The 26330-nt window shown below is 36.4% G+C and carries 27 protein-coding genes; 8 read left to right on the top strand and 19 right to left on the bottom strand.

Annotation, left to right across the window (positions count from 1 at the left end; translation table 11 throughout):
* Window positions 1–15: 15 nt before the first annotated feature.
* From LCM23_RS00600 to LCM23_RS00565, 8 genes are all read right to left on the bottom strand, one after another.
* A complete protein-coding gene (locus LCM23_RS00600; protein WP_224934589.1) occupies window positions 16–789 on the bottom strand; it encodes an enoyl-CoA hydratase-related protein in 774 nt (257 codons plus the stop codon).
* Window positions 790–803: 14 nt separating this feature from the next.
* Entirely contained in the window at window positions 804–1580 is a 777-nt protein-coding gene (locus LCM23_RS00595) for an enoyl-CoA hydratase/isomerase family protein (protein WP_224934587.1), read from the bottom strand.
* Entirely contained in the window at window positions 1577–1882 is a 306-nt protein-coding gene (locus LCM23_RS00590; RefSeq protein WP_095370457.1) for an EthD family reductase, read from the bottom strand. Before LCM23_RS00590 ends, LCM23_RS00595 begins: the two co-directional genes overlap by 4 nt.
* 15 nt (window positions 1883–1897) lie before the next feature.
* On the bottom strand, window positions 1898–2398 hold the full coding sequence (gene paaD, locus LCM23_RS00585; protein WP_224934585.1) for a 1,2-phenylacetyl-CoA epoxidase subunit PaaD: 501 nt from the start codon (window positions 2396–2398) through the stop codon (window positions 1898–1900).
* A 31-nt stretch (window positions 2399–2429) separates the two neighbouring features.
* Window positions 2430–3239, bottom strand: coding sequence for a 1,2-phenylacetyl-CoA epoxidase subunit PaaC (gene paaC / locus LCM23_RS00580; RefSeq protein WP_224934583.1), 810 nt, complete (start codon window positions 3237–3239; stop codon window positions 2430–2432).
* A 1-nt stretch (window position 3240) separates the two neighbouring features.
* Window positions 3241–3579: a 1,2-phenylacetyl-CoA epoxidase subunit PaaB gene (paaB, locus tag LCM23_RS00575; RefSeq protein WP_095370460.1), complete on the bottom strand. Its 339-nt coding sequence runs from the start codon at window positions 3577–3579 to the stop codon at window positions 3241–3243.
* Window positions 3580–3592: 13 nt separating this feature from the next.
* On the bottom strand, window positions 3593–4543 hold the full coding sequence (paaA, locus tag LCM23_RS00570; protein ID WP_224934581.1) for a 1,2-phenylacetyl-CoA epoxidase subunit PaaA: 951 nt from the start codon (window positions 4541–4543) through the stop codon (window positions 3593–3595).
* Between the two features lie 120 nt (window positions 4544–4663).
* Window positions 4664–5989, bottom strand: a complete 1326-nt coding sequence (locus LCM23_RS00565; protein WP_095370462.1) for a phenylacetate--CoA ligase family protein — start codon at window positions 5987–5989, stop codon at window positions 4664–4666.
* A 495-nt stretch (window positions 5990–6484) separates the two neighbouring features.
* Here LCM23_RS00565 and LCM23_RS00560 point away from each other — a divergent pair, with 495 nt between their 5' ends.
* Complete coding sequence (locus tag LCM23_RS00560) at window positions 6485–6730, top strand: ferredoxin (protein WP_095370463.1); 246 nt, start codon at window positions 6485–6487, stop codon at window positions 6728–6730.
* Between the two features lie 307 nt (window positions 6731–7037).
* Here LCM23_RS00560 and LCM23_RS00555 read toward each other — a convergent pair whose 3' ends face one another.
* From LCM23_RS00555 to LCM23_RS00535, 5 genes are all read right to left on the bottom strand, one after another.
* Window positions 7038–7601 (bottom strand): hypothetical protein, encoded by a 564-nt coding sequence (locus LCM23_RS00555; protein ID WP_224934579.1) that lies wholly within the window; start codon window positions 7599–7601, stop codon window positions 7038–7040.
* A 338-nt stretch (window positions 7602–7939) separates the two neighbouring features.
* Window positions 7940–8923 (bottom strand): ABC transporter substrate-binding protein, encoded by a 984-nt coding sequence (locus LCM23_RS00550; protein ID WP_224934577.1) that lies wholly within the window; start codon window positions 8921–8923, stop codon window positions 7940–7942.
* A 15-nt stretch (window positions 8924–8938) separates the two neighbouring features.
* On the bottom strand, window positions 8939–10249 hold the full coding sequence (locus LCM23_RS00545) for an NtaA/DmoA family FMN-dependent monooxygenase (protein WP_224934575.1): 1311 nt from the start codon (window positions 10247–10249) through the stop codon (window positions 8939–8941).
* Between the two features lie 240 nt (window positions 10250–10489).
* Window positions 10490–11395 carry an ABC transporter ATP-binding protein gene (locus LCM23_RS00540; protein ID WP_224934573.1) on the bottom strand — a complete coding sequence of 302 codons (906 nt, stop codon included), beginning with the start codon at window positions 11393–11395 and terminating at the stop codon, window positions 10490–10492.
* Complete coding sequence (locus LCM23_RS00535) at window positions 11396–12073, bottom strand: ABC transporter permease (RefSeq protein ID WP_224934683.1); 678 nt, start codon at window positions 12071–12073, stop codon at window positions 11396–11398.
* Window positions 12074–12218: 145 nt separating this feature from the next.
* Here LCM23_RS00535 and LCM23_RS00530 point away from each other — a divergent pair, with 145 nt between their 5' ends.
* Window positions 12219–12926 (top strand): response regulator transcription factor, encoded by a 708-nt coding sequence (locus LCM23_RS00530; protein ID WP_095370469.1) that lies wholly within the window; start codon window positions 12219–12221, stop codon window positions 12924–12926.
* Complete coding sequence (locus LCM23_RS00525; protein WP_224934571.1) at window positions 12923–14626, top strand: sensor histidine kinase; 1704 nt, start codon at window positions 12923–12925, stop codon at window positions 14624–14626. The genes LCM23_RS00530 and LCM23_RS00525 overlap by 4 nt, the downstream gene beginning before the upstream one ends.
* Window positions 14627–14720: 94 nt before the next feature.
* On the opposite strand, the gene LCM23_RS00520 is transcribed toward LCM23_RS00525, so the two are convergent.
* Both LCM23_RS00520 and LCM23_RS00515 read right to left on the bottom strand, forming a co-directional pair.
* Complete coding sequence (locus LCM23_RS00520; protein WP_224934569.1) at window positions 14721–15482, bottom strand: TerC family protein; 762 nt, start codon at window positions 15480–15482, stop codon at window positions 14721–14723.
* 389 nt (window positions 15483–15871) lie between these two features.
* Complete coding sequence (locus LCM23_RS00515) at window positions 15872–17554, bottom strand: YrzE family protein (protein WP_224934566.1); 1683 nt, start codon at window positions 17552–17554, stop codon at window positions 15872–15874.
* A gap of 130 nt (window positions 17555–17684) precedes the next feature.
* On the opposite strand from LCM23_RS00515, the gene LCM23_RS00510 reads away from it, so the two are divergent.
* On the top strand, window positions 17685–18389 hold the full coding sequence (locus tag LCM23_RS00510; protein WP_224934564.1) for a polysaccharide deacetylase family protein: 705 nt from the start codon (window positions 17685–17687) through the stop codon (window positions 18387–18389).
* A gap of 185 nt (window positions 18390–18574) precedes the next feature.
* Here LCM23_RS00510 and LCM23_RS00505 read toward each other — a convergent pair whose 3' ends face one another.
* The 3 genes from LCM23_RS00505 to LCM23_RS00495 all read right to left on the bottom strand — a co-directional run bounded on the left by LCM23_RS00505 (window position 18575) and on the right by LCM23_RS00495 (window position 22130).
* On the bottom strand, window positions 18575–19531 hold the full coding sequence (locus LCM23_RS00505; protein WP_224934562.1) for a hypothetical protein: 957 nt from the start codon (window positions 19529–19531) through the stop codon (window positions 18575–18577).
* 204 nt (window positions 19532–19735) lie between these two features.
* Entirely contained in the window at window positions 19736–20653 is a 918-nt protein-coding gene (locus tag LCM23_RS00500) for a macrolide 2'-phosphotransferase (protein WP_224934560.1), read from the bottom strand.
* Between the two features lie 13 nt (window positions 20654–20666).
* The gene (locus LCM23_RS00495; RefSeq protein WP_224934557.1) at window positions 20667–22130 is read right to left on the bottom strand and encodes an Msr family ABC-F type ribosomal protection protein; all 1464 of its coding nucleotides are present in this window, start codon (window positions 22128–22130) and stop codon (window positions 20667–20669) included.
* A 390-nt stretch (window positions 22131–22520) separates the two neighbouring features.
* On the opposite strand from LCM23_RS00495, the gene LCM23_RS00490 reads away from it, so the two are divergent.
* Window positions 22521–22904, top strand: coding sequence for a nuclear transport factor 2 family protein (locus LCM23_RS00490; protein ID WP_224934556.1), 384 nt, complete (start codon window positions 22521–22523; stop codon window positions 22902–22904).
* Window positions 22905–22936: 32 nt separating this feature from the next.
* On the opposite strand, the gene LCM23_RS00485 is transcribed toward LCM23_RS00490, so the two are convergent.
* Window positions 22937–23461: a dihydrofolate reductase family protein gene (locus LCM23_RS00485; protein WP_373370937.1), complete on the bottom strand. Its 525-nt coding sequence runs from the start codon at window positions 23459–23461 to the stop codon at window positions 22937–22939.
* A 175-nt stretch (window positions 23462–23636) separates the two neighbouring features.
* Between LCM23_RS00485 and LCM23_RS00480 the strand changes: the two genes are divergently transcribed.
* The 3 genes from LCM23_RS00480 (at window position 23637) to LCM23_RS00470 (ending at window position 26170) form a co-directional block, all read left to right on the top strand.
* Window positions 23637–24050: a VOC family protein gene (locus LCM23_RS00480; RefSeq protein ID WP_224934552.1), complete on the top strand. Its 414-nt coding sequence runs from the start codon at window positions 23637–23639 to the stop codon at window positions 24048–24050.
* Between the two features lie 397 nt (window positions 24051–24447).
* Complete coding sequence (locus LCM23_RS00475) at window positions 24448–24978, top strand: TetR/AcrR family transcriptional regulator (RefSeq protein ID WP_224934549.1); 531 nt, start codon at window positions 24448–24450, stop codon at window positions 24976–24978.
* 67 nt (window positions 24979–25045) lie between these two features.
* Window positions 25046–26170, top strand: a complete 1125-nt coding sequence (locus LCM23_RS00470) for an MFS transporter (protein ID WP_224934547.1) — start codon at window positions 25046–25048, stop codon at window positions 26168–26170.
* The last annotated feature ends 160 nt before the right edge of the window (window positions 26171–26330 follow it).

The following is a 26330-nucleotide window of genomic DNA, read 5'->3' as shown; positions in this document are numbered from 1 at the left end:
TACCACTCCTAATCTTTATTGCCCGATATATTCAGGTTGTCTTTTCTCTATAAATGCTTGAACGCCTTCTTTTGCATCCTTTGTTAAACCAGCAACTCGTTGCCCTTCTGCTTCTTTTTCTAAATAAGCATCTAGCGGGAGATTCTCTGCCAGTGTTAAGTATCTTTTAATTAAGCCAATGGCTTTTGTAGGCATTTTTGCTAATTTAATTGCAAATTCCTCTACTTCTTTTTGCCAAGTATCTTGTGGAATGACGCGATTAATCACACCCAGCTCCAAGGCTTTCTGCGCAGGGATTTTTTCCCCTAAAACAGAAATCTCTATCGCTTTCGCTCGGCCAACTACATGGCTAAGAAAATGTAAATTACCAGAGTCCGGAATTAGACCAATATTAACAAAAGCATTGATAAAACTAGCTTTTTCTGAAGCAAGACGGAAATCACAAGCTAAAGCTAAACTAAACCCAGCGCCTGCAGCTACGCCATTCACCGCCGCAATAATAGGTTTTTCGCAAGCCATTATTGCTTTTACCATCGGTGTGTAATGATTTCTTAGTAAATCACCGTGATTCGTATCATCATTTACCTCGGCTAAATCTTGCCCGGAACAAAACGCTCTACCTTCACCAGTAATAACGATGCAGCGTACTTTTTCATCTTTAGCCGCTTGCTTTACTGCTTGTGTAATTTCGCGATTCATTTCTGCAATAAAAGCGTTCAATTTATCGGGTCGATTCAGCTTGATCCAACTGATTCCTTCATGACATTCATAATTAATTGTATTGAACATTGCCAACCTTCTTTCTATTTTCCGTGGAATTTGGGCTTTCTTTTCTCAATAAAAGCATTCATTCCTTCTTTTTGATCTTCTGAAGAGAAGAGTAGATAGAAGTTCTTTCGTTCATATTGCATGCCTTCATATAAAGAATAATCAACAGCTTTATTAACGGAATCTTTAATGAGGCGGATAGCTAGTGGCGGCTTTTCTGCAATCATTTTCGCAAACTTTAATGTTTCTTCTTCTAATAGTTCGCCAGATACAATTCTATTTACAAAGCCATGAGATTGCGCCTCTTCTACTTGAATACGTTTCGCACTCCATATCCACTCTAATGCGAGCGTGCGACCTACAAGTTTGGTTAAACGCTGTGTACCTCCAGCACCTGGCATCACACCTAGATTAACTTCGGGAAAGGAGAATTCCGTACCTTCAGCTGCAATCAATACATCACAACTTAAAGCCAGTTCAAATCCCCCTCCGAAAACAAAGCCTTGAACCGCACCGATAATCGGTTTTTTTATCACTGAAAGACGATCCCAATCTTGAAATTGGTTTAATAGCTCTAGATGAATGGGATCATCATTCGACATTTCGTCAATATCTGCGCCTGCTGAAAAAGCTCTTCCTTTTCCTTTGAGTAAGATGACTCTCACGGTATCGTCCTGATCATAACTCTCCATTACCTGAACAATTTCTTTTATCATTTGACGATTAAGGGCATTCAATTGCTTCGGACGGTTCAGCTCTATGATGCCAATATAACCCTCCACTTTTGTTTCTATAAACACGTATTCACTCATTCGTCTTCTTCACCGATAGCAAAGCTAACCAGTTTACCTGCAAACCCCATTACATCTTTCGCTGATGCTTTACCTTCAGGTGACTTCATACCATTTTTCAATGCTTCATGATTTTCATAATACATTTCACACATTAAATAAAATTTGGGCTCATCTCCTGTTGGTGTACCGACCATTTTTGTTACTTTCATTTTTTGTAATCCAGGAATTTTTTCAGTAATTGGCACGTGTACATTGTAATAATGCTCATCGAATGCTGCCTTATCTTCCGGTTGCTTGTAAAATGCGATTAATTTGACCATTGTTTATATTCCCCTTTACATTAAGTTTGATATTGGTTTCATTGCTTCAAATGGATTTTTACATGATTTACAATATAAAATACTTCTGCAGGCTGTCGGTCCAAAAATATTATCAAGCGTGACATAGGTTGATCCGCAATAGGGGCAATCCACATGCCAAGAACCGTCTTCTGTAAAATGCTTTGGAGGCGGAGCAATACCAAACGCCTTTAGTCCTTTTTGTCCTTTTTCCGTAATGCGATCTGAAGTCCATGGAGGTGCAGTTTTGAATAATACTTCTACTGCTTCTACCCCCGCTACACTTTGGATTTGTTCGACCACATTCTTCTTGATGATTTCAAGTGCTGGACACCCTAAAAAGGTTGGAAGCATCGTAATCGATACATGGGAATCATGTATTTCTACACCCTCGATCATCCCTAGGTCTACCACACTCACTGTGCTAATTTCAGGGTCCTGAACTAATTCAAGCGCTTCCATAATGTCCTTTTCAGCTACTAAAGTCGGTTGATACATCTCTATTCCTCCTCACATGTTCTAAAAAGTCTTACCAAGGAACAGAAGGATTGAGGCGATAAACCTCTGATAACGTACTTAACGCACGGTCAAGTTCCTCAGTGTGTTCCCCTAAACGTCCATTTCGATCTGGTTGCTGTATGATAGGCGATTCGATATGAAGCGCTTTCACTACTTCTTCAAGTGCTGCTTCCCATCTTTGTTTTAATACCGTTGCATCTTCAATTAAAGCAAATTCTTTAAAGCTTTGAGATGCATTACCATAAGAGAAAACATCACCAAAGTCAGCCATTACTCCTTCAATTGCTTTGTTCATACGCTCTTTAGCCTCGTCAGATGAGGATAATAATTGCGTAAACCATGTTCTCCAGTGTATATGATGGTAAAACAATTCCATGCTAACTTTTGTGGCTACTTCAGCCAGTGGCTGATAGGTGGTTTTTTTCAATGAATCTATTTTTACTTTTTTCGCTAGCGTATAGAAATAATTGCGAACAACTGCATATGCCCAATCATATCTTGGTGTTTCCATATAGTAGCCTGCACCATTTTCGCGTTCTACTAATATACTATTCTTTCTTTCCTTCGCCGATCGTCCATGTGCTAGATCATCTATCTTTCCATACCCCAGCTCTTCTAGTAAACCGAAATACATTTTCGCATGACCCATCGTATCTTGACTGATGGAAGATGAAGCAACATCTTCTTCAATATGAGGCGCCAATCCTAGCCATTCTGAACCGCGGTAAGAGAGGAGAAAGTCATCATCAGCAAGCTGAAATAAAAGCTCAGCAAGTGCTTCTTTATGGGCTGGTGTCATTTCTACTGCATTCGTGCTCATCTTACTTCTCCCCCCATGATAGAATCTCTTTTTCATCTAACATTTGTTGCTCGTAATGGCGCCATTTTTTCTTTAAGTAGCCATACCCTTTTGTTGTTCTGTATTCCTTATTATCTAACCGGTTCAACATCTGCTTTTCTTCATAATTTAAACCACGAATTTCTTTACGATTAACCACCCAAATATCTGCTACAGGTTCACGGCGTAAAAAGTTCTCCTGGGCCATAACCATAGCCATTTCAGCGTTAGGGGCAAGCAAGCTAAATTGATGTTGAAAAGCTGCTTTTGATGTCTTCTTACTAAATACTTCGAATTCTTGAAAAAATTCATTACTACCCATCTGACTTCCTCCTTTAGCTAATCTGACCTAATGCTTCTCGCACCCAAGCATTATTTTCGTAAGATACGCGGCGAAGATTTAAGCGTTCCTGAGATTTAGGACCATTATTTTTCATTATTTCTTTTAATTTCGACCAATCAGGTTGTTGATAGATCCATTCTTGCTTCTCTTCATCAAAACGAATGGTTGGATCAGGAATCTCTAAACCAAGAGATAGAATTCTAGGTACATATTTTGTAAGGAACGCTTGACGCAATTCTTCATTTGTCTTTGGTCTGATTTTATATTTGATGGTAATATCTTGTTTTGACTTGCCTACTTGGGAACTTGGGGGTCCGAAGAATAACAGAAGTGACTCCCACCATCTTGTCACAGCATCTTGCACCATTTCTCTTTGTTCCTCTGTTCCCTCTGCTAATGCCATGATAATCGATTCACCGTGTTGAGCGTGGAAGACTTCTTCCGCACAAATACGATGCAATGCTCTTGAATAGGGTGCATACGAACTGTTAAGCATATTGGTCTGTGTAATGATAGCCGCACCATCTACTAACCAACCAATTAAACCTGCATCTCCCCAACTCGGTGCCGGCATATGAAATACATTGTGAAATTTCAATTTTCCTGTAAAAAGATCCTGCATAATGCCATCTCGTGTTTTGCCAGTAGGCTTAAGTAAGTCTTCAGCGACACGCAATAGTAATTGGCCATGCCCCATTTCATCTTGTACCTTTGCCATGATGCCGAGTTTTCTTTGTATAGACGGGGCTTTAGGTACCCATTCTTTCTCTGGAAGCGCTCCCATAATCTCACTGATTCCATGCATGGAAATCAATTTAATTAATGCATTGCGATAATCTTCAGGCATCCAATCATCAGCTTCGATTTGTTCACCGCGATTGATCCGTTCCATAAACTGTTCATACTTTTGTTCTTCTGTCTCCGCTACAACTGAACTACTCATCTACCTTCCCTCTCTTCTTTAATTTATTTTCCATTTTATATAACGTTTATATAACGATATTATATATTATAGTTATGTTATAAAGCAAATTTATTTTTCTGATTATTCATTTTAATTTTTTCACAAGATGACTTCGACTTGTCGCTTATCAACGATTCTAACAGCTTTTCCTTCTGATCTTGGAATACTCCTTGGTGGATGTACTTTAACTTTCATCGAAACTAGACAGTTATTTTTCATGGAATGCTGGACTTTTTTCATTAAACCTAAAGTATATCCCTCTAAATCGACACCGTTCGATTTTTGATACATAACTTCATCCATTTCTACATGAAGTTCTACACTATCCAGTACACCATCATTCAATAAATGTACTTGATAGATAGGTGCCAATTCTTCTATTTGTAATAAATAATGCTCGATTTCAGAAGGGAATACATTTACACCCCGAATAATCATCATGTCATCGATTCGCCCTTTAATTCGTGACATTTTTTTCGTTGTTCTACCACAGGAACAAGTACCTGATTTTACTGAAGCTAAGTCTCCTGTACGATAACGAATAATCGGGAACGCTTCCTTCGTTAAACTAGTAAAAACAAGTTCGCCGATTTCTCCTTCAGCTACTGGTTCTAACGTATCCGGATCGATTACTTCTACCAAGAAATGATCGTCAGCAATATGCAGACCTTGTTGTTCTTCATGACATTCCATCGCTACACCTGGTCCCATCACTTCACTTAATCCGTAAATATCACTTGCCTTTATACCGAACAACTCTTGAAGTTTTTTACGCATACCTTCTGTCCATGGTTCTGCACCAAAAATGCCATATTTTAAGGAACTCTTAGCTGGATCTTTGCCTTGCGCTTTCATTTCTTCTGCAATTTTTAAAATATAAGAAGGGGTACCTGCAATCACTGTCGGTTTGAAATCCTCAATAATCATTATTTGGCGATCGGTATTGCCACCAGATACCGGAACTGTCGCCATTCCTAATCTTTCTGCACCAAAATGAATCCCTAATCCCCCAGTAAATAGCCCATAACCATAGGCATTTTGGAAAATGCCATCCGGTTCACCACCAGCTAAGGCAATCGCACGAGCAGCTAAATCTGCCCAGTTATCAACATCATTTTGAGTATAACCAACAACCGTTGGTTTCCCACTTGTACCAGATGAAGCATGTACGCGAAGGACATCCTTCATCTCTACCGCAAACAAGCCGTAAGGGTAGTTATCTCTTAAATCGGATTTTTTCGTAAAAGGAAGTTTACTTAAATCATCAAGGGTTTGGATATCATTCGGAGTAATATTTAATTCTTGAAACTTATTTTGATAGAAAGGGACATGTTCAAATACTCGATTCACAGTTTTCTTTAATCCTTCTAACTGTAGCGCTTCCATTTCAGACTTACTAAAGGTTTCAGCTTTGTGTAGAATCATCTTTTTATCTCCTTATTGGTTATTGTGGCTTTTTCCTTTTGATAGCTACTCGTATAAGTACATTATTTTAATCGTTGAAACACCTCAATTTAACAGTGTTGTTATGTGGAGATTGTGTAAGTATTTTTGTAAAAAAGCTTTTGAGCACTAGCCTTCTATAGAAAAAGCCCGTTTTTAAAACGCTTTCATTTAAAAAACATATATAAATATAACCTTTTACAAGTTTCCAACCGTAAAAAAGTTATATTTATTTTCACTTAAATTATCACATAATTTTTTAAATGTAAATAAAAATCAGATATTTTAAAATAGAGTTAATATAATTAAAATAAGTTAAAAACATTGGTAATTAAGGTTATAACCGTAAATTATTTATTTCTAAAATATTTGACAAATCATAATTATCCAATTATCATTCCGTATATAACATTATTTAGTTAACCGTATTTTTTTAGTTATAACATTAGTATCTAAACTTTTATTGGAGGTTATATCATGGCCAAATATACGATTGTAGACAAAGAAACTTGTATTGCTTGTGGCGCTTGCGGTGCTTCAGCTCCAGATGTGTATGATTATGATGACGAAGGAATCTCTTTTGTCATTCTCGATGATAACCAAGGAAATGAACCAATACCGGAAGATCTCCTCTTTGACGTTGAAGACGCCATCGATGGATGTCCAACAGATTCGATCAAATTGAGTGATACACCATTTAACGGTGTGCCCGTTGAATCATAAAGAATTAATTCCTTGGGCACTTTGCGTACTCGGGTTTTATTCTTGTAAATAGTTCGCTCACTTCGTAATACATAAACCTTGCTTATATTCTTTGGGTCTCATTTAAATGGCGAATTATTTCTTGTTAGATACAGAATACTGTCTGTTTCGTCGCTTATCCTTTCCGAAATCTTTTTAAGAGCAACGAACTTTACAATTGCTATGATTGATAATCCAGATAATTATAAATATAGCAAAATAAGGAATAACCAATTAATATCATTATATAATTTTTCTATAGTAAGAAACTATTAATTACGGGCTTCCTTTATTTCGAACTTGCTCCAAAGATAAAAATTATACTCAGATTACCTTTTGCGCGGCGGACATCTCCGGGTTTCTTTCTGAATGACTTGCTAACATCTTTTGCGAGGCACTCATCCCCGGGTTTCTTTCTGAGTGACTTGCTAACATCTTTTGCGAAGCGCTCATTCCCGGCTTCCTTTCTGAGTGACTTGCAAACATCTTTTGCGCGGCGCTCATCTCCAGCTTTCTTTCTGAGTGATTTGCTAACACTTTTTGCGAAGCGCTCATTCCCGGCTTCCTTTCTGAGTGACTTGCAAACACCTTTTGCGCGGCGCTCATCCCAGGGTTTCTTTCTGAGTGACTTGCAAACACCTTTTGCGCGGCGCTCATCCCAGGGTTTCTTTCTGAGTGACTTGCTAACATCTTTTGCGCGGCGCTCATCCCCAGGGTTTCTTTCTGAGTGACCTGCAAACATCTTTTGCGAGGCACTCATTCCCTGTTTCCTTTCTGAGTGACCTGCAAACATCTTTTGCAAAGCACTCATCCCCGGGTTTCTTTTTGAGTGACTTGCTAACATCCTTTGCAAAGCACTCATCCCCGGGTTTCTTTTTGAGTGACTTGCTCACATCTTTTGCAAAGCGCTCATCTCCGGCTTTCTTTCTGAGTGACTTGCAAACACGCCTTCTTTTTAGAAAATGATTAAATACTGCGAAGACAAATGAGACCACCCAATATTCTGGGTGGTCTCGAAATTCTATATAGAAAAAGGTGATCTAGTCAATTATTGTCCATAATGGATATATAGCTCAGCACGTCGGAAAGGGGGTCCATAGGCGAGAGCGAAAAAATATGGATGGTGTGTATATGGGACAATAACCGCTAGAGTACTATCATCTTTTGATGATATTCCTTAATCCTGCGATATTATTTTGATAAATCCTCTTGTAATGCCTTTAAAAATTCAACACGGCTATTTGCAGGGCCGCCTTCTAATAGTGGATCAATTGTATTTACATATACTTGATTTTCTTTAAATGCCGTAATGTTTTTCACAATTGGATCGTTTTGTAATTCTTCTAAAGCGTTTTTAGCCTCGGCATTTTCACTTTCAGCAAATTGGATGAATAGGTGGTCTGGATTCATATCTGCTAACTGTTCCATTGAAAGTTGAGCTTGGTTCTCTGCTGCTTCAATCTCTGCTGGCACTTCTAATCCTAATTCACTATATAAAACAGGATTGACGAATACATCTTGTGGATATACAAATACTTGACCTGCGCGAATACGTACAGCTGCTACTTTTTTACCTTCTAATTCACCAGCAATAGATGCTTTTGCAGTTTCTACATCTTCTTTATATGCATTTAATACTTCTTCTGCTTTATCTTCTTTTCCAGAAATCTCACCCATTAACTTTAAGTTTGCTTCCCAATCAGTAGAGATATGAGAAACAGGAATGGTCGTAGCAATTTTCTCTAATTTCTCTGTTACATCTGCAGGAAATTTAGATGTTGCTAAAATAACATCTGGTTGTAACTCAAGCACTTTTTCAAAGTTCGGTTGTCTTTTTTCACCGATAGATTCTGCTTTATCTGTGATAGAAGTATAAATTTCAGGAAATTCTCCCCCAACTGAAATCGCACCCACTGGATGTACATCTAATGCTAACGCATCTTCCATTGCTTCCATGGCACCAGTAATTACGATTCGCTCTGCATTAGCAGGGATTTCGTATGATTTACCTAAGTACTCAATGGTTTTTGTACCATCTTCACTGTTTTCTTCGGTTTTTGCATCATCTTCCTCTTTGTTCGAAGCATTTGACTCTTCACTACTACCTCCACCACAAGCGGCTAATACTAACATGATGAACATCATTAAACTAGCTAACATCCACTTTCTATTCACTATTATTCTCTCCTTCTAGTTCTTCTTCTTTGTTAGATTTGTTATAAATGTATTACTTTCATACTCTTCTCTGAACAATCCTTTTTCTACAAGTAATGGTAGCAGCTTATCGAAAAATAGTTGTAGTGACCTTATTGAACCACCTGGTAAAGCAATAAAACCATCCATTGCTCCTTTATCCAGCCAGTATTCAATCTGCTGTGCAGCCTCCTCGACTGTGCCGATGATTATCCAATGAGCCGAACTGATAACCTCTGGTCTTGATAGTAATTGCTGAACTGTTGGTTCATTTTGAATAATATAATCTTTTAACAGTTCTGCATGTGTTTTGCTATACACTTGAAGATTATTATGCGGTATGTGTGCTGCAGTTACTTTGTCTTCTTTAGCAAATCCACTCAAATCCAAGCCAAGTATACGCCGAACCATTGCCAATTGTTGCTCCTGACTCAGATGTGCAAAAGCAGCACGATAAAGCGCATTTGCTTCAGCAGTTGTATTTCCTAAGAAAAGTGATAATCCTGGTAATACAACAATCTCATCAGCTTTTCTACCTTTTGACTTTGCACGATTGCGCAAATCTTGACGATAACTTATCGCTGATTCGATTGTAGGTGTGGCAGCAAAAATTCCTGATGCCACACCAGAAGCAAACTCACGCCCAGTATCAGAAGCACCTGCTTGAAATAATGGTAATTCTCCAGCAAGGTGAGCAGGTAAATTCAGTGGTCCTCTCACATCATAGAAATCACCTTGATAATCAATTGGATGAATTTTATCCTTATCAGCAAATATTCCTTCATCCCGATCAACTAATAAAGCTTCAGCAGGGTAACTCCTCCACAACCTACGAATAACATCTACGCTCTCTTTCGCACGATTATATCTTTCCTCTGAAGAAGGCATATTCTTATGGCCAAAATTATCTCCACCTTCAATGGAAGTGACAATGTTCCACCCTGCTCTTCCTTCACTTAATCGATGAAGTGTCTGTAATTGCCTTGCAATCACGTATGGTGGGTTAAAAGTAGTCGAAACAGTTGTGACTAATCCAATCTGACTTGTGTGCTCTGCCAGCATTGTCATCAACAATGTCGGATCTAATCCTCCCATCGCTGGTGAAACATTGACTCTTTCTGGATGCAAAAATAATGCATCTGGTTTGAATACAAAGTCCAACTTTGCTTCTTCTGCCTTTTTCGTCAGATCTATGTAAAAATCAGCAGAAAATATACGTTCTGCACTACTATCTTTTTTGCGCCAACCCCAGCCATTTAACCAAGTAGGTGATAATGATAAACCTATACAAAGGTGCTTCTCACTCATTACTATTCAACCTTCCCTGCAGTTGCTGCTACTAACATTCTCATATAAAAAAACGATTTTCATTCAGAGATTTAGTTTGATAATGAGAATCATTTTCATTATAGGATGGAATGAAAAAAAAATCTAGTGTTATTTTGAAATTATTTGTTAATTTTTTCTTTAGCTCAAATGTAAAAAATAAAAGGTAGCCCGAACCAAGAATGGTTTTATAGGCTACCTTTATGATACTTAAAATCTGGTCTATCCTTCTAAGAATACTTCCTCAAGGCTAGGCTCATCTACCTCAATACGAAAAATATCAATTTTATATTGGTTAAAAGCTCTTACAATTTGAGCAATTTGTTCCTCCTTTTCTAAAGTTATTATTGTTTTCTCATCTTCTCGTTGTATCTCTTCACTCATATTATTTAACCATTGGATGACCGTATGTTCTTGATCTTGCGGAAAAATTGAATGTTTCATTGTCACAATCAGCTTCGACCGGTAATACGCTTTAAGTTCAGCAATTGTACCAAGTTTCTGTAGCTTGCCATCTTTCATAATTCCAATTCTGTTACAGAGCTTTTCAACTTCATATAAATTATGTGAAGTTAAAAATATCGTTTTCCCCATTTCCTTTAACTTAATGATTAATTGTTGAATTTCTATCGCAGATTCAACATCTAATCCCGAGGTTGGTTCGTCTAAAAATAATACTTCCGGATCATGAATAATCGCTTGAGCTATCCCTAGTTTTTTCTTCATCCCAAATGAGTATTTACCCACTCTTTTATTCGCATCTAAACCAAGTCCAACCCATTTTAAGACACGTAAACATTCTGCAGTCGTCACTTTTTTTCCAGAAATATTGGCAAAATATTTTAAATGAGCAATTGCATTCATATGATGATAGAATGCCGTATAGTCAGGCAATACTCCGATTCTTTTTTTCACTTCTTCATTTGGTACCTTTTCTCCTAGAATACTAAATGAGCCAGAAGTTGGTCGAAGAATACCTGTTAATATATTTATAAAAGTAGATTTTCCTGCCCCATTTCTACCAAGAAAACCGAAAACCTCTCCTTCTTCTACTTTTAAGTTTATCCCTTTTACAATATCGACTTTACCAAAGCGCTTTACTATATCTCTCGTTTCTATCACATTCATTTAACAATCCGTCCTTTTAAAAATAAAATAAGTCATACTATACATAACAGCAGCTTGTAAAAAAACGATAAGAAACTTAAAATCTTCGTCTTGCATATAGAATAGCGGCATCAAATATTTTAGATAGCTATACCATGCTGTAGATTCTAATATAACCATTTGAAAGATTGAAAAGGCCATCCCAAAAATCACACCAATAAACATTGTATATTGTGGACTCTTAATGACACTTGATAACAATAATGTAATAACGACAAGGTAAGTTAATAAACTTACTGTTTCCAAAAATAATCGCCCATCAAATGACTTAGAATAAAACAACGTTATTACATAACAGACAGTAAAACAGACAAACCAAAAAATCCATACTCCTAAAAATTTACCAAACAGAATATTTGCTTTGGATGTCTTCGTGACAAGAAAGCGCATCGTACGCTCACTCAATTCTCGATTTAAGACATCATGTGATAATGACATCACGAATAATGGACCAAAAAGTAGCAAGATTATTAGTAGACCACCCGCATACCAACTTGAAGTTTGTTCTAACTCCAGAATTGGTACTAATTGCTCCGTATACTTTGCAAAATAATAAGAACTGACTAAAAGAACAACAATCATAATAATCGATTTCACACTTTTGAATAATTGAAAGAATTCCTTCTTTGTAATTGCCATCAATGTTATTCCCTCCTTACGAACTACTATAATAGACTCACCTTACCTAATGAGTAACATCACCTTAATTCTACCTTAAATTTCCACAATCGCCTCTTAAAAATGATATGATATATGCGGAATACTAGCTAGGGGATGATAGAAATTGTATGATAGCAGACTATTAATAGTAGACGATGAACAGTCAATCTGTACGATGTTAGTGACGATTTTAAAAAAAGAAGGCTTTAACCATATACATACGACTGGCACAGCAGAAGATGCTTTATCATTATGTGAAAATAACGAGTATGATTTAATCCTTTTAGATGTGATGCTTCCATGTAAAAGTGGTTTTGACATCTGTCCAAGTATACGTGCGATCACTAATGCACCCATTTTTTTTCTAACGGCGAGAGCATCCGATCTAGATAAGTTATCGGGTTTTGCCTTAGGCGCTGATGATTATATTACTAAGCCCTTTAATCCACTTGAAGTCGTGGCACGGATACTTGCCCATTTACGTAGACAACAAACTCATTTACCATCAAAAAAATTAAAGCAATTCAACTTTGGCTCCCTTGAGATCAACATTCATTCAGGTGAAGTATATAAGAACAAGACAAAAATCGATCTCTCAGCTCAATTATTCCAATTACTCGTTTTCTTATGTAAGCACCCTAATCAACTATTCAGTAAAGGACAGCTTTATGAGCAAGTTTGGGGGGAGCCTTACTTAGGAGAAGATAATACGGTAATGGTTCATATTCGAAAGTTAAGAGAGAAAATCGAAGACAATCCTAGTGATCCAAAATGGATTGTGACTGTACGAGGGCTTGGCTATAAGTTTGTTAGTAGGGATACCCCAAAATGAGTATTCATCGACGTTTTATTACTCAATTTCTTTTGCAGTTGTTTTTTTATTTTATCTTCATTTCTTTTATTCTTTTAACCTTTACTGTTTTCTTTGGTTATCATTTATCAAAGGCGGAGATTGAAGGGAATGTTGGTAAAGCTGACGAACTATTTTTAGAGGATCAAATACAACTAAACAATGGGCATGTCACCATCCAATCAGAGTTAAAAGAGCTAGTAAAAAAGCAATCTGGATGGTTATTAATATTTGATAATAAAGGGCAGCTAATAAAGCATTTATACTCGCCTAAAGAGTTAGAAATGAACTTCTCAGCTTTGATAGATCATAAGGAGGATTACGATCGATATTATAGTTGGCAGTTATATAATGATAGTGAACAGCCACTCATTGTCATGTTTGGGCAAAGAAATGAAGCTGAGAAGCTCATTGATGAAATCGCCTCACATATGAACTGGACAACAGATGAATTGCAATTACCAAGGGATCTTCAACATGAAGTAATGAGTGTAGATGGATCCGTGTTTTTATCTACACTGGATGGGACAGTCTTGAATACCTTCAACAATGAGCAGAGACTGTCTATTAAAGAACTTTATCAATTAGGTAACAATAATAGCTTTTTGACAAAGAGTATTTCCAATCAGGAATCTAATAAGACACTCATTGTCTCTGTCCCTAATCCGATAAAAGAGGATGTTGAAGCAACAACGTTTATATATCAATTAAAATATCCACTGATTGCTCTCCTAATCGCTTTATTACTCACTTTTATTATTAGTGGATTTTTATATTCGCGTAAGTTCGCATCACCTGTAACGACAGTGATCCAATGGATTGAAAATTTAGGGAATAAACAATATACGTCTCCTACAAATATTAGACATCAACAAAAGCTCTATCATAAGTCTGGAGTTATTAAGCATAAATATAGACTTTATAAAGAAGTAATGGAAACACTCTCTGCTGTAACCATCCAACTAGAAGAAAATGAAAAAATGCGAAAAAAACAAGCTAAAACAAGAGAAGACTGGATTAGTGGCTTATCACATGACTTGAAAACACCGCTTTCTTCTATTGTAGGTTACACAAAAATGTTAAATTCCGATCAATATCAATGGAGCCTAGATGAAAAAAAACATTTCATTGACACAATCGATGAGAAATCCCATTACATGATGGAGCTTATCGAAGACCTAACTTTAACTTATCGTTTACAGAATAACAGTTTACCTATTATACAAGAATCAATAGAATTGAACGAAACGATACGTAGGACAATTATTCAGACAATGAATATGCAAGATGAGTATGCCTATACTTTTGATCTGCAATCAGAAACAAAGCAATTGATTATTTCTCTCGATCCTAAATGGTTCCAAAGAATTTTAGATAATCTCATTATGAATGCTGTGAAATACAACCCAAAAGGAACGACTATAACGATTACGACGCAGACGTTAGAAGAGAGATTGGTCATCATTACCATTGAGGATAATGGAATTGGTATGGACGATGAAACATTAAATAACCTGTTTGATCGCTACTATCGTGGGACAAATACGACTGATTCTTCTACTGGTACCGGATTAGGAATGGCAATCACTAAACAACTCGTCAAACTTCATGGAGGGTCAATTAAAGTACACAGTGATGTCGGTATGGGGACAAAAGTGAGGATTATCCTTCCCATTAATTAAGACACAACAAATTTCTTAGTGGATATGAATACTTCATTATATCCACTGCTTTTCTTTTTTAGCATCTACTTAAAACATCCTCTATAAACACAACTCATGCTGGGTTTTTACTAGAAGAAAACCAACCTATTACTGCGATCGCAAGTAATATGCCATAAAATATGATTTGCCAAAGGGCTGAATGGGCAAATCCTTCAGGTAACCAAGCAATGGCTTCGTGTGAAAGGACCATTACGAGTAGCTTCACACCTACCCAACCGACAATCAGATAAGCGGCACCCTCAAGGTTCGGACGTTTATGAAGTAAATCAACAAAGATATTAGCAGCAAAACGCATGAGAAGGACACCGATTAGTCCACCAATAAATACAACAAGGAAATGACCTGTGTTCAGTCCACCAATATGACCCCAATCTGTTTCAGGTAAGGTTACACCTAAAGCAACGGCAGCTAAAATAGAATCAATCGCAAAGACTAAGTCTGCACATTCTACTTTAAATACAGTCCACCAGAACTCTTTCTGTGTAGCGTCTTCTATGATTTCTACCTGTTGTTGAGAATGATTGTTCTTTTTCATTCTCAACCAAGTATATAGATTTTTAATTGACATGATTAATAAATATATCGCACCTAATGCTTGAACTTGCCAGACGTTCACTAAGAAAGAAATAATAAATAATGACCCGAAACGAAGGACCATTGCACCAACTAAGCCATAAAATAAGGCTTTTTTCCGTTGTTTCTCAGGTAAATGACTGACCATTAATGCTAATACGACCGCATTATCAGCAGCAAGTAATCCTTCAAGACAGATAATAACGAATAATACACCTAAATATGGTAATAACAATTCCAATCCTTTCGACTCCCCTTTTTTGCATTTGCGTAACAAGATTTTGTTCACAGATGAAGCAGTAGCAAAACAAAGAAATCCCATAGCGAGATATTCAGGATGGGCGGAGTCCCATGTTCTCTCCCCTAAACGGCAAAATGTCTCAGGCAGTTACTGCATACTTATTTTTCCTAAGTTCCTCGATTTCAACCTATTAATCCTCTATAAATTTGTTATTCATAAAATAATTTAGTAATTAACGGGTGAAATACCCTCCTCAGAAAAGAAAGAGTAAAAAATAGTTAGGCAATGGTTAAATAGATGAAAGATGGCTACCAAAAATCAAAACAATAAAAAACGCACCCAAATTCTGTTTTCATAACAGAATGGTGCGCGTTTTAAGTAAAGCATTGTTATTCTAATCCATTAATGGTCATTTCTTTAACAGGTAAAAACATTTCACCTGTATTTAAATAGGTCATCTCTACCTCATCATCTTCTTGCAAATAGATCGCTAGCGGATTGTTTTCAGTAGAGGCAATGAAATTCTTACCATCTTCCAAAAGGAAGGATACGTTTGTCGATTCTCCTACTCTTTCTTTATATACCCTAACTACTTTTCCTGTTAATTGGACTTCTTCTGCACTAGAGCTTCCTTCAACACTTCCACTTCCACGTTGTAGAGCTGTTTTATATTGCTTCAATGCATCATTTGGTGTACTAGCATAAACAGCAATTTCCGGGTTAGCAGCTGAAACGATAAAATAGTTTTGCAAGAAGCCATTTGTATCTAATACCGGTGTTAACCAGCTTGCTTCACCATAGAAATTATATAGTATTGGCATTTTACCATACCATTTTTTCTCAATGAATTTCTTTTCGATAATTTGTAATGCCCCTTGTGAATCCATATAAGACTCTTCAAGATTACCCGTATAATAAGTCGCTTCACCTGTTCTAGAATTCGTCAAAGAATATCCTAGCATAGAGTCAACGCCCTCTTTCGGACTGGTGAAATCAGTGAAATAATACATATCGCCTTTTTCATCAAAAATAGGACTCACATTCGCTTCTGTACCTTCATCTGATGGTAACTTCACATCAGATTTTCCAAATAAACTATTCCAGTAGCCATTCACATATTTTCCGAAGTAGCTATTATGCAAGCTAACTGTCTCCGGCGAAACAGCTCCGTCAATAAAAGCAGGTACATCTTTTAATTTATATTGCTTAGCAGCTCCTGTTAACGGGTCAACCATCACTATCCCCAATGGATTAAAACCGTTTCTTGCGCTAATAAATTCACCATACGTGCGAATATAAAAAGGCTTACCATCATCATCAATTTCTAATTGCACATCACCATAGAAAATATAATCAGGGTATTGCAATCGAATTTGGCGATAAATATCTTTATTTAAGAAAGAAGATGGTGTATAAGCCATTTCCGATTTAATAAACTTTGGATTGGCACTAGAGTCTGTTGCACTTACAGTAAAATATCCTGGTGTAGTATCACCTTGAATCCATTTAAAGAAACCGGAAAATTCAACTGGTGCAATATACACATATTGACCATCTACTTTTTGTATTTGTAAACTCCCTAATTCATAATAGCTCGTGTTTGGCACTTGCCCAAAAGCTTTCTTCATTTTATTACGAGCAAAATCAGGCGGCACACTTGCTGGTGTCTCATTTTCATCAAATGTTTCAATTTCTTCTTCGACCTGCATTTGTGCTTTTTCAAATTTTTTATCTGCATTAAAGACAAATGCGAAAGACATATAAGCGATAGCTATGATACCTATTAAACCTAATACTAATTTAACCTTACGTTCTATACCTTTAGCAAAGAAACCGCCTAGTACAGCTAACACTGTTAAACCGATAACAAGACCATTCATGTTGCGATCTAAATTAGTGAAATAATAAATACTAAAGATAATAATAAAGAGGAGAACGAAGATAAAAAGGAACCCGTTAAATGAAGGGCTTTTTTTCTTTTCTTCCCCCTTTTGAAATAAAGATAAGACTGGAAACAAAATAACTGCGCTTACCACAGCGATTATGAGTGAGAATATAAATAGTTCTCCCATGGAGTATCCCCTTTCGTTATTGCAATGTTCTACTATGTTATACGAATCTACACAGAAATAGTTTCAGTCCTTTTTCATTTTTTTGTTATAATCAAGACTAATGAAATCTAAAATGTGAGGAAATAGTAATGTGAGAAAAAAAACATACCTTAAAATCATTTTGTCGTTACTGTTACTTTGTCTGCTTTTATTCGGTAGCTATGAATTAATGAATGCAAGATCCTATCAATTATTCGGAAACATAACAAATAGCATTGAAACCGATGAAAAAGTAGTTGCCCTTACTTTCGATGATGGTCCAACTAAAAATGTGGAACAGGTTCTTCACTTATTGCAACAATACAATGCAAAGGCCACTTTCCTTCTGATTGGTCAAGATATAGAGAAGTTTCCCGAAGAAACGAAAGCAATTATTGAAGCTGATCATCAAGTTGGTAATCATACATTTTCACATGCAAGAATGATTTTTAAGTCACCGATATTTATTAAAGAGGAAATTGATAAAACCGATGCGCTCATCCATGAAGCGGGGTATAAAGGCGAAATAGACTTTAGACCACCAAACGGCAAAAAATTAGTTTTCTTACCTTATTATCTCAAACAAAAAGAAAAAGAAACGATTACATGGAATATTGAACCTGATACTTTTTTCACTACACCAGAGGAAAAAATCGACTATGTATTAGAAGAAATCCACCCTGGTTCTATTATTCTCCTTCATCCAATGTATGATCAATCTGGTGACGAACTTCAAGTGATCGAAGAAATTTTAAAAGCTTTAACAGAAGAAGGCTATCGATTTGTTACTGTCGATGACCTACAAGAATTAGAATAAAGTTTATAAAACTTTCGCTTCAAGAAGTTTTTTCACCTTTCATTCTATCTATGAAAAAACTTGTACTAAAATAAAGGGCTGGTATACCAATGACTAGATAAAGCCAGCTCTTTGGCATCAAAAGGTTATAGAAATAACTAAATAATACAACCCAGCTAAATAAAAGAATAAAATAAGCTAACTTTTTAAAGACTGTTCTTACCTCCTGTCCTTAACCCTTTCAACATATCTGTATGTTGACAATATAGCTTTCTCCCATATTGACAGATTTCCTTATAATGTATATTCAACCATTTATTCATATCTTTTTGTTCATTTTTCCTGAAAAAGTATGTAGATAGCTGCTGCATGATTTGATAAGATGCATAGTTATGTGGAATATCATTATTTATGGCTTGATGGATTAACCTTTCTAGCAAACGATGGTCTTTGTAATAGATGAGCTCGATTAATTTTGCGCGATATTCCAGCTCCCACCCGCTTAAATTCGGGTAATGTTTATAATCGTTGATATGTTGAGCTTCATGCTTTAATAAAGAAACGAGGAACTGATCTTCATTTAAATATTCTCTATAGCGAGGAAGTATACAATAGATTCCTTCCTTGGATGCCCATCCACCTGCTCCTATTTCTCCAAAAGTGGCATAATCTAGCCAACCCAGCATCAAAAAATCATCGAGGAAAAATACTTGAACCGTTTCTATATCATTTAAAAGTTCAACATCTACCTTTTTACTTTCTGTAGTTTGCCAAATATATGGACCATAATGTGGTAATGTCCTTCCTCCGACGAATGAATAGCCTTTCTCTTTAAATAGTTGGCTCAGCTCTTCTTCTATTTCTTCCATCGACTGCGCTTGGCTAGATGTTGATTTACCTAAACCTATTAATAGGTCACTTTCCGCTTGGGAAACATCTTTTCTCCTGGTTAAAACATCTATAAAATAGCTTTGATAACAATTAACTACATACGCTATCCACTTATCAACATGTTGAAAAGGTTCATTCTTCTGAAAGAAGCGCTGTTGATAACTTTTCAACATGGCTTCCTCTTCTGAAGTACGTTGCTCCTTTTCTATTAATTGTTGATAGATTTGTGTGATCTCACCCTGAATACAGAGTTGATAGAGTAAATGTGTCACCCGAAAACCTCCATTTGCTGTTCTTCCTATGTGGATTCGACATTATTCTTCTATTACCTTCAATATTCTTAACGGTTCAACTATGTATCACCTACGGATAACCGTCGTATGATTGCTTCACCCTGTTTTCAAAACGAATGATAGTAAAAACAAACGAGCAAATCTTTTCACAGTCTTTGCTCGCTTGTTGAGTATCTCTAGGATTTATTTGCTGCTCTCCTCATTATCCCCATCTACACCAAGCATCGTTTTTGCCATCTTCTCCATTTCCTCCAAACCAGAGAGTTGAGCAAATTCAGCGACTCCAACGGCTGCTGCACTGACAAGTTCGATGATATGCTCTTTCATAAATGGCCATGTCCTGCCGCCCGCTTTTTCATAAGCTGAGAGGACTGCATCTAACCCCTCTTCTCCAAAAATTAAATAATGAGAGGTAAAGTCTATAGATACATCACCGACAGCTACTTCAGTCCAGTCTATCAATCCTGTTACCTCTTTCTCTTTATTCACAAGAATATGCCCTGGATGCACGTCACCGTGAAGCAATCCTGTATGATTGGGCCATAGACGATCATTCGCCAACCACTTCTGCCAACGTCTCCAAAGTTCATCGCTTACCCCGTAAATTTCCTTTACCTTATTCATTCTTGAACTCATTTCCTCTTTTGCTTGGGAACTATTAAAAATTTTAATACCAGTATCTTCCACATAGGGAATCGGCGTTCGGTGAAGTTCTGCCAGTATTTCACCTAAAGTTGTGTGATAACGTGTCAAATCACTTTCCTTATCGAAGCTCCAAACATAGTTTTGTATCTCATGATCGATTGTGCCAGCTGGTATACCGTCTAATTGTTTGTAGGCCATACACTCATTCGTGAAAACCTTCCAATGCGGTGCTTTAATGCTCGTATGTTTATAAAGTACTTCAAGTACCGCATGCTCCTGTTTTGAACGAGTCATGGAATCTTCACGCCGTGGTATACGTAATATCCACTTATTATTTTTTTTATCCACAACATGTGCAACTAAGAAATCCATACCTGACTCATTTATTTTAATTTCTTCTTCATCAATCATTAATCCATGTTTGTCAGCTAGTCTTTTCACTTCTTTTTTATCCATTTTTTTCTCTCCTTTATTTCACTTGTTTTATTTGTTGCTCTTCAATTTTAAATATATGATCCGCCACTCTTTTCACGAAAGTTCGGTCATGACTTACCAACAGTACAGTCCCTTCATATGCATGAAGAAAACTTTCCAATGCTTGTATGGCTTTTATATCTAGAAAATTGGTTGGTTCATCTAAGATGAGTACATTATCACTTCCTAAAAATAGCTGACATAATACAAGTCTGGTTGATTCTCCACCACTTAAGGTCATTACCGATTTCTGCAAGTCATTCCCTTCAAAACCCATAGAATGAAGGACTGTACGAACTTTACTTTCAGCATATACACTGTTTTCATTCATAAATGCTAAAACCGTTTGTACACCTTTTAATAAATAATTATGCTGATGATAAACACCAAATGATACATTAGGAGATAGAACTATTCCCTTCCCATTGGAGACGATATGTTTAAGTAAAACCGTTTTACCGGAACCATTCCTTCCCTCAATGGCAATGATCTTTCTTAATGGGAACTGGAAACTGGCATGTGTTAATAATCGTTTGCCATCAACAGATAAAGAGACTCTATCTCCCATTATTGGGTATTTATTATGCATTTGCAGAATTTTTGATTGTGGGAAGTGGTGCACACGATCAACTTCCGGTGTCTTTACCTCTCCTAACTGATCTATTCTTTGTTCTATTGCCTTCGCCTGACGATGAATATTCCTTTGACTTGTATCTTTTGATTTCGTCATGAACATTCGGTTCGCTTTTGCTTTTGCCTCTTTTTTCGACATTGAATGATTGGCTTGATTCACTTTTTCTGCTTGCTTCATTTTTTCATCCGCTGCTTGAATTAATCTTTGTTTTTCTTTCTTATATTGTTCAAATGCTTGAATATGCTGATTGTGAGCTAGTTGTTTCTGTGACTCATAGTCAGAATAGTTGCCCACATATTCTGTTACCGTTCCATCTTCAACTTCCCATATTTTTGTTACCAATTGATCGAGCAAGTATCTATCATGACTAATAATAATAAGCGAACCGTAATAATACATAAGCTGATCGATTAAAAAATCTATACCTTCACTATCCAGATGGGTTGTCGGTTCGTCGATAAGCATTCCTTCATAATAGGTGGAAAAAAGTTGAGCAAGTTTTAATCGTGTCTGTTCACCACCACTTAAATGATTCACATCCTCATTTGGTACGAATAACCTTGATAATAACTCACCGTCTGCTTGCCTCGTTTCCGGCACTTCTTTTTGCTCAAAGTAGCCAAAGTCAATCTGTTTACTCACACTTCCTTTTAAAGGATAGATATCCCCATACATAAGCTTTAATAGGGTCGTTTTACCACTACCATTCTTCCCAACAATCCCAATTCGATCATACTGGTAGACTGATAAATAAGGAATCTCTAAAATAATACGATCTAGATATGTCACCTCAATACTTTTCATTTCTAATGTTAATTGTTCCACGTTTCCACTTCCTTTAGTTGAGTGATTAAAGGAATGTGATCATAAAAAAACACAGACGCGCTCGGTTGTCTGTGTTTAGGGTAAACGTATATGGTGGTATTTGTTTTAGAAATAACAAAAAAACACAGACAATCTGCGTTTTCTGTTCGAAATTATCACGATGAAAACCATTAAAAATGTGCAGACTACTCCCGTTTACCCTGTTTATGAAAACAGAGCCTTTGAACATTATTCAATTAGCTGTTCAAAGTAACGTGGCGTAATCTCATACTTGCAGTCATTTTTAATGATCCTCCCTTCTTTTATTAATAATAACTATATTATGTTCTCCATAGATTTGTCAATCAGGCAAAAAATCCGGTAAGATAAATAAAAAGGAGTGAAAGTATAATGGACTTTACCTTTACTTACCCAAAAGATTGTAGCAATGCACCAAAAAAAGAGACGATTAAAGAAATGATACATGCTTTTGCTCGTAAGGATCCCTCCCAAGTTTCTCACTATTTGTCAGAGGATATCCAATGGCAACGGGTGAACCATCAGTCAATCATTGGCAAAGAGAGCCTATTTCATTTCTTTGCTAACACTGAAAATAATCATGTTTTATCTCTACATATTGAGCGAATTATCACCCATGGAAAACTAGCGTCAGCGGATGGCACTTATACTATGTCAGATGGTTCATCATTTTCTTTTTGCCATATCATTACCTTCATTAGTGCCGGAAAAAATACAATGAATGCTGTCAAAACCTTTTTAATTAAACACGATTAAATGATTTTGACAGCACATTAATTCTCGAAACATTACCTTTTCACTACATAATGTAATTCAACAAATTGATTAAAGGTTCTCGTGCTTTTTAAAGAAAGATTGAATTGATAATCACCTGCCTTAAAAAGGGGAATGCCCTCACCAATGATTCTTGGTGCAACAGTAACAATCATTTCATCTACAAGATTTTCCTGTAAGAATGTATAGAGTAAGTCACCCCCACCAATTAGCCATATGCTTTTTCCCTCACCATTTTTCAAATGATTGGTAAATGCTTTAATATCTGGATGAATAAATTTCACATATTCCGTATCTTCATTTACTGATCGGGAAAACACAAAACATTCCTTATCCTTGTATGGAAAATCCCCCTTCTCTTGTTCCATTACCCAATCATATGTACGCTTTCCTATTAAGATTGTATCCACACCGTTGATAAACTCACCGTAGCCATTATCTCCTTCTGACTCCACACTAAATAACCACTCTAGCGAATCGTCTTTTGTTGCGATATAACCATCTAAACTTTGAGCAATATATAGTACTACTTTTCTCATCATAACCCTCCTAAAAAGAACAATTGTTCGTATATTTTAACATACATCTTCATTTATATCATCTACACCGAATAGATAATCATACATATTTAAATCCATTGATATTTAAAAATTTAAAATATTACACTTTTTATATTATTATTATAAGGAAACCAATTTTTTAAGGAGGAAACCTATGTTTAAAGTCGGTAGCATTTTTATTCCTGTGTCAGATATTGAAAAATCTTCTTCATGGTACGAAAAATACTTAGGTGCGACGAAAATTGATGTTTGGGAAGATGGTGCGGGATTTTATTTACCTACTGGGTCAACTCAGTTAGCTTTAATCAAAGTGAATCGTCCACAACCGACGGAATTCACTATACAAGATAAACAAAAAAACGCCTATTACAATTTTGTCGTGGATAACATCGTAACAGCCCATCAGTTTTTTAATAATAATGGAGTAATAACGACTGATATTCAACATATGGGAGAGATGGCGTTCTTCGATTTTTTCGATATAGACGGTAATCCATTTAGTGTAGTAAATGAAGTAAAAGATTCACCGTATCATTCAGAGAATGTTAAAAGAATGCAAGAAAAGTAAGAAGGAAAAGTGGTCAGGATATAAGTATGCTAGATAAGGATTTATATCGAATGATTAGGTATATCTAACAGCTAATCATTCGAATTTTTTATCATTTATCTCCTTATATGAAGTAAATAGTGGAATGGAGCGGAAGACACTCGCCTCCTGCTGGAAATAGAGGGGGAGCTTGAGACCCCGAGAAGGCTCAGCCCCTCCCCGCGGAAAGCGAGTGTAACGGATTTGTTTTGTAAATAATATTTTTTAGACCATAATTTTTTATTGTTCGTATTTGAGTTTAGCTCATTTGGTTATGTCCCAGCCACCTTTATCCAAAAAAATTAGCTTAATTGAAAAACCCCTTTTAATGGTTTACTATTTATATAATGAACGTTATATCTAAAGGATGTGTGGGTAAATGAGTAAAAAGAAAGAGCAATTACTTGAAAAATCGGAGAAATTATTTGATCAGCACGGCTTTCATACAGTTGGCTTAAAACAAATTATTAAAGAATCTAATGTAGCTCTTATGACAATGTACAACCACTTTGCATCGAAAGAAGCGCTTATTTTAGAAGTGTTACGTAGACGAGAAGAAAGATATTTTGACATTTTAGAAAATGCATTATCCAATCAGGGCAACTTAGCTATTCGATTAGCCGAGGCACACATCCATTGGTTAAGAAGAAACGGTTCAAATGGTTGTATGTTTCTGCGGGCTAGAGAGGAGTATTCTTTAGAACCTTCATTTAATAGTGAGATTGTCGGTTTTACTGAACAACATAAAAGACGGCTCATTGATTTTTTCACAAGTAAAGGATTGAATAGCAACGAGGCACTAAGGCTTGAATTGTTATTTGAAGGAGCTACCGCTTTGGCAGAAGTATTTGCTATAGAGACTGTAGCAACAGAATTTCATCATTCAGTATTAAGTTTGTTTTCGGAATAAAGGGTCTCGCTCTTTATTTCAAAAAAATATAATGAACGTTATATCTATTTGAATGAGGTGAATAAACATGAGAAAAGTAATACTACCTGGATTAGCAATGATTGCTATCACATATGCACTTGCCCGCTTAAGTTATGGCTTATTTCTCCCAAATATCTCGAATACATTGGGCATGAGTGAAGGTGAAGCTGGGCTAGGGAGTTCCATTGCATTTATCGCCTATGCACTTGCTTTATTACTTTCAGCCTTATTGATTAAACATTTTGGCTACCGGAAAGTGAATCTCTTTGCTGGTTGTACAGCCGTTTTTGGACTACTAGGGATGGCTAGTGCGCCATCTATTTTATACTTAAATATAAGCCTATTTATAGCTGGTTTAGGTAGTGGATTAGCTTCTCCAGCATTAAGTCAAATGGTGCAAAACACTTTATCAAAAGAAAAGCTCGACCAAGGAAACACATGGATCAATAGTGGAACCAGCTTTGGTATTATTTTGACCGGACCCATCGTTATTTTATTGACTGATCATTGGCGATTAGCTTACTTACTATTTGCTGTTATTGCTGCTCTTGTATTGATTTGGAATCATTTTTCTCTTCCTCCTGATGAGAAAAAGGAATCGGTATCAGATAACAATATTAAATATCTATCTGCTATAAAAACAGCAAAATATTTATTAGTTGCTTCCCTTTTAATCGGCGGAAGTTCTTCAATTTACTGGACTTTTTCAAGAAGCTTCATAACTTCAAGCTATGGACTAGGAATCAATGAAAGTGTGATATTCTGGATTATCATAGGATTGGCTGGCATACTTGGAGGCGTTTCAGGAAACTTTATTCAAAAACTGGGATTGTCCCTGTCTTACCGATTACTTGTCTTTTTACTAGCAACGTCTATCTTTCTATTAACAATTCCAAGCGCTGTGGCTATTTACCTTTCAGCTGGTCTATTTGGCAGTACCTACGTTTTCCTCACGGGACTATGTATTGTCTGGGCCACGAGGATTTTTCCCGTTTTGCCAGCTTTAGGAGTAAGTTTATCCTTTTTCGCACTGGGAATCGGGCAATCATTAGGTTCCTATCTCGCCGGTAAATCCATTGAAATGACTTCCTATCCTGTTAGTTTCAACATATTTGCCGCCTTTTGCTTAATCTCTTTGTTTGTCACTACGAAGAAGAAGTCAACGTCATGAACAGGATTTGCCTTTTCATGGCTAATCACCGCTACACAAATAAAGAATAAGCATCAGTTATTGTTTCCTCAAACAATAACTGATGCTTATTCTCTGTTCAGAACTTTCATTTAATTTCAGAGTTGCTTATAGAATGAATGTAACCATTCAAACAATTCAC

Origin of the sequence: Cytobacillus kochii (genome assembly GCF_020171845.1) — a bacterium.
Taxonomy (GTDB): Bacteria; Bacillota; Bacilli; order Bacillales; family Cytobacillaceae; genus Cytobacillus; species Cytobacillus kochii.
Note: the sequence above shows the minus strand (reverse complement) of the source record. Positions and strands in the feature narration are given on the sequence as shown.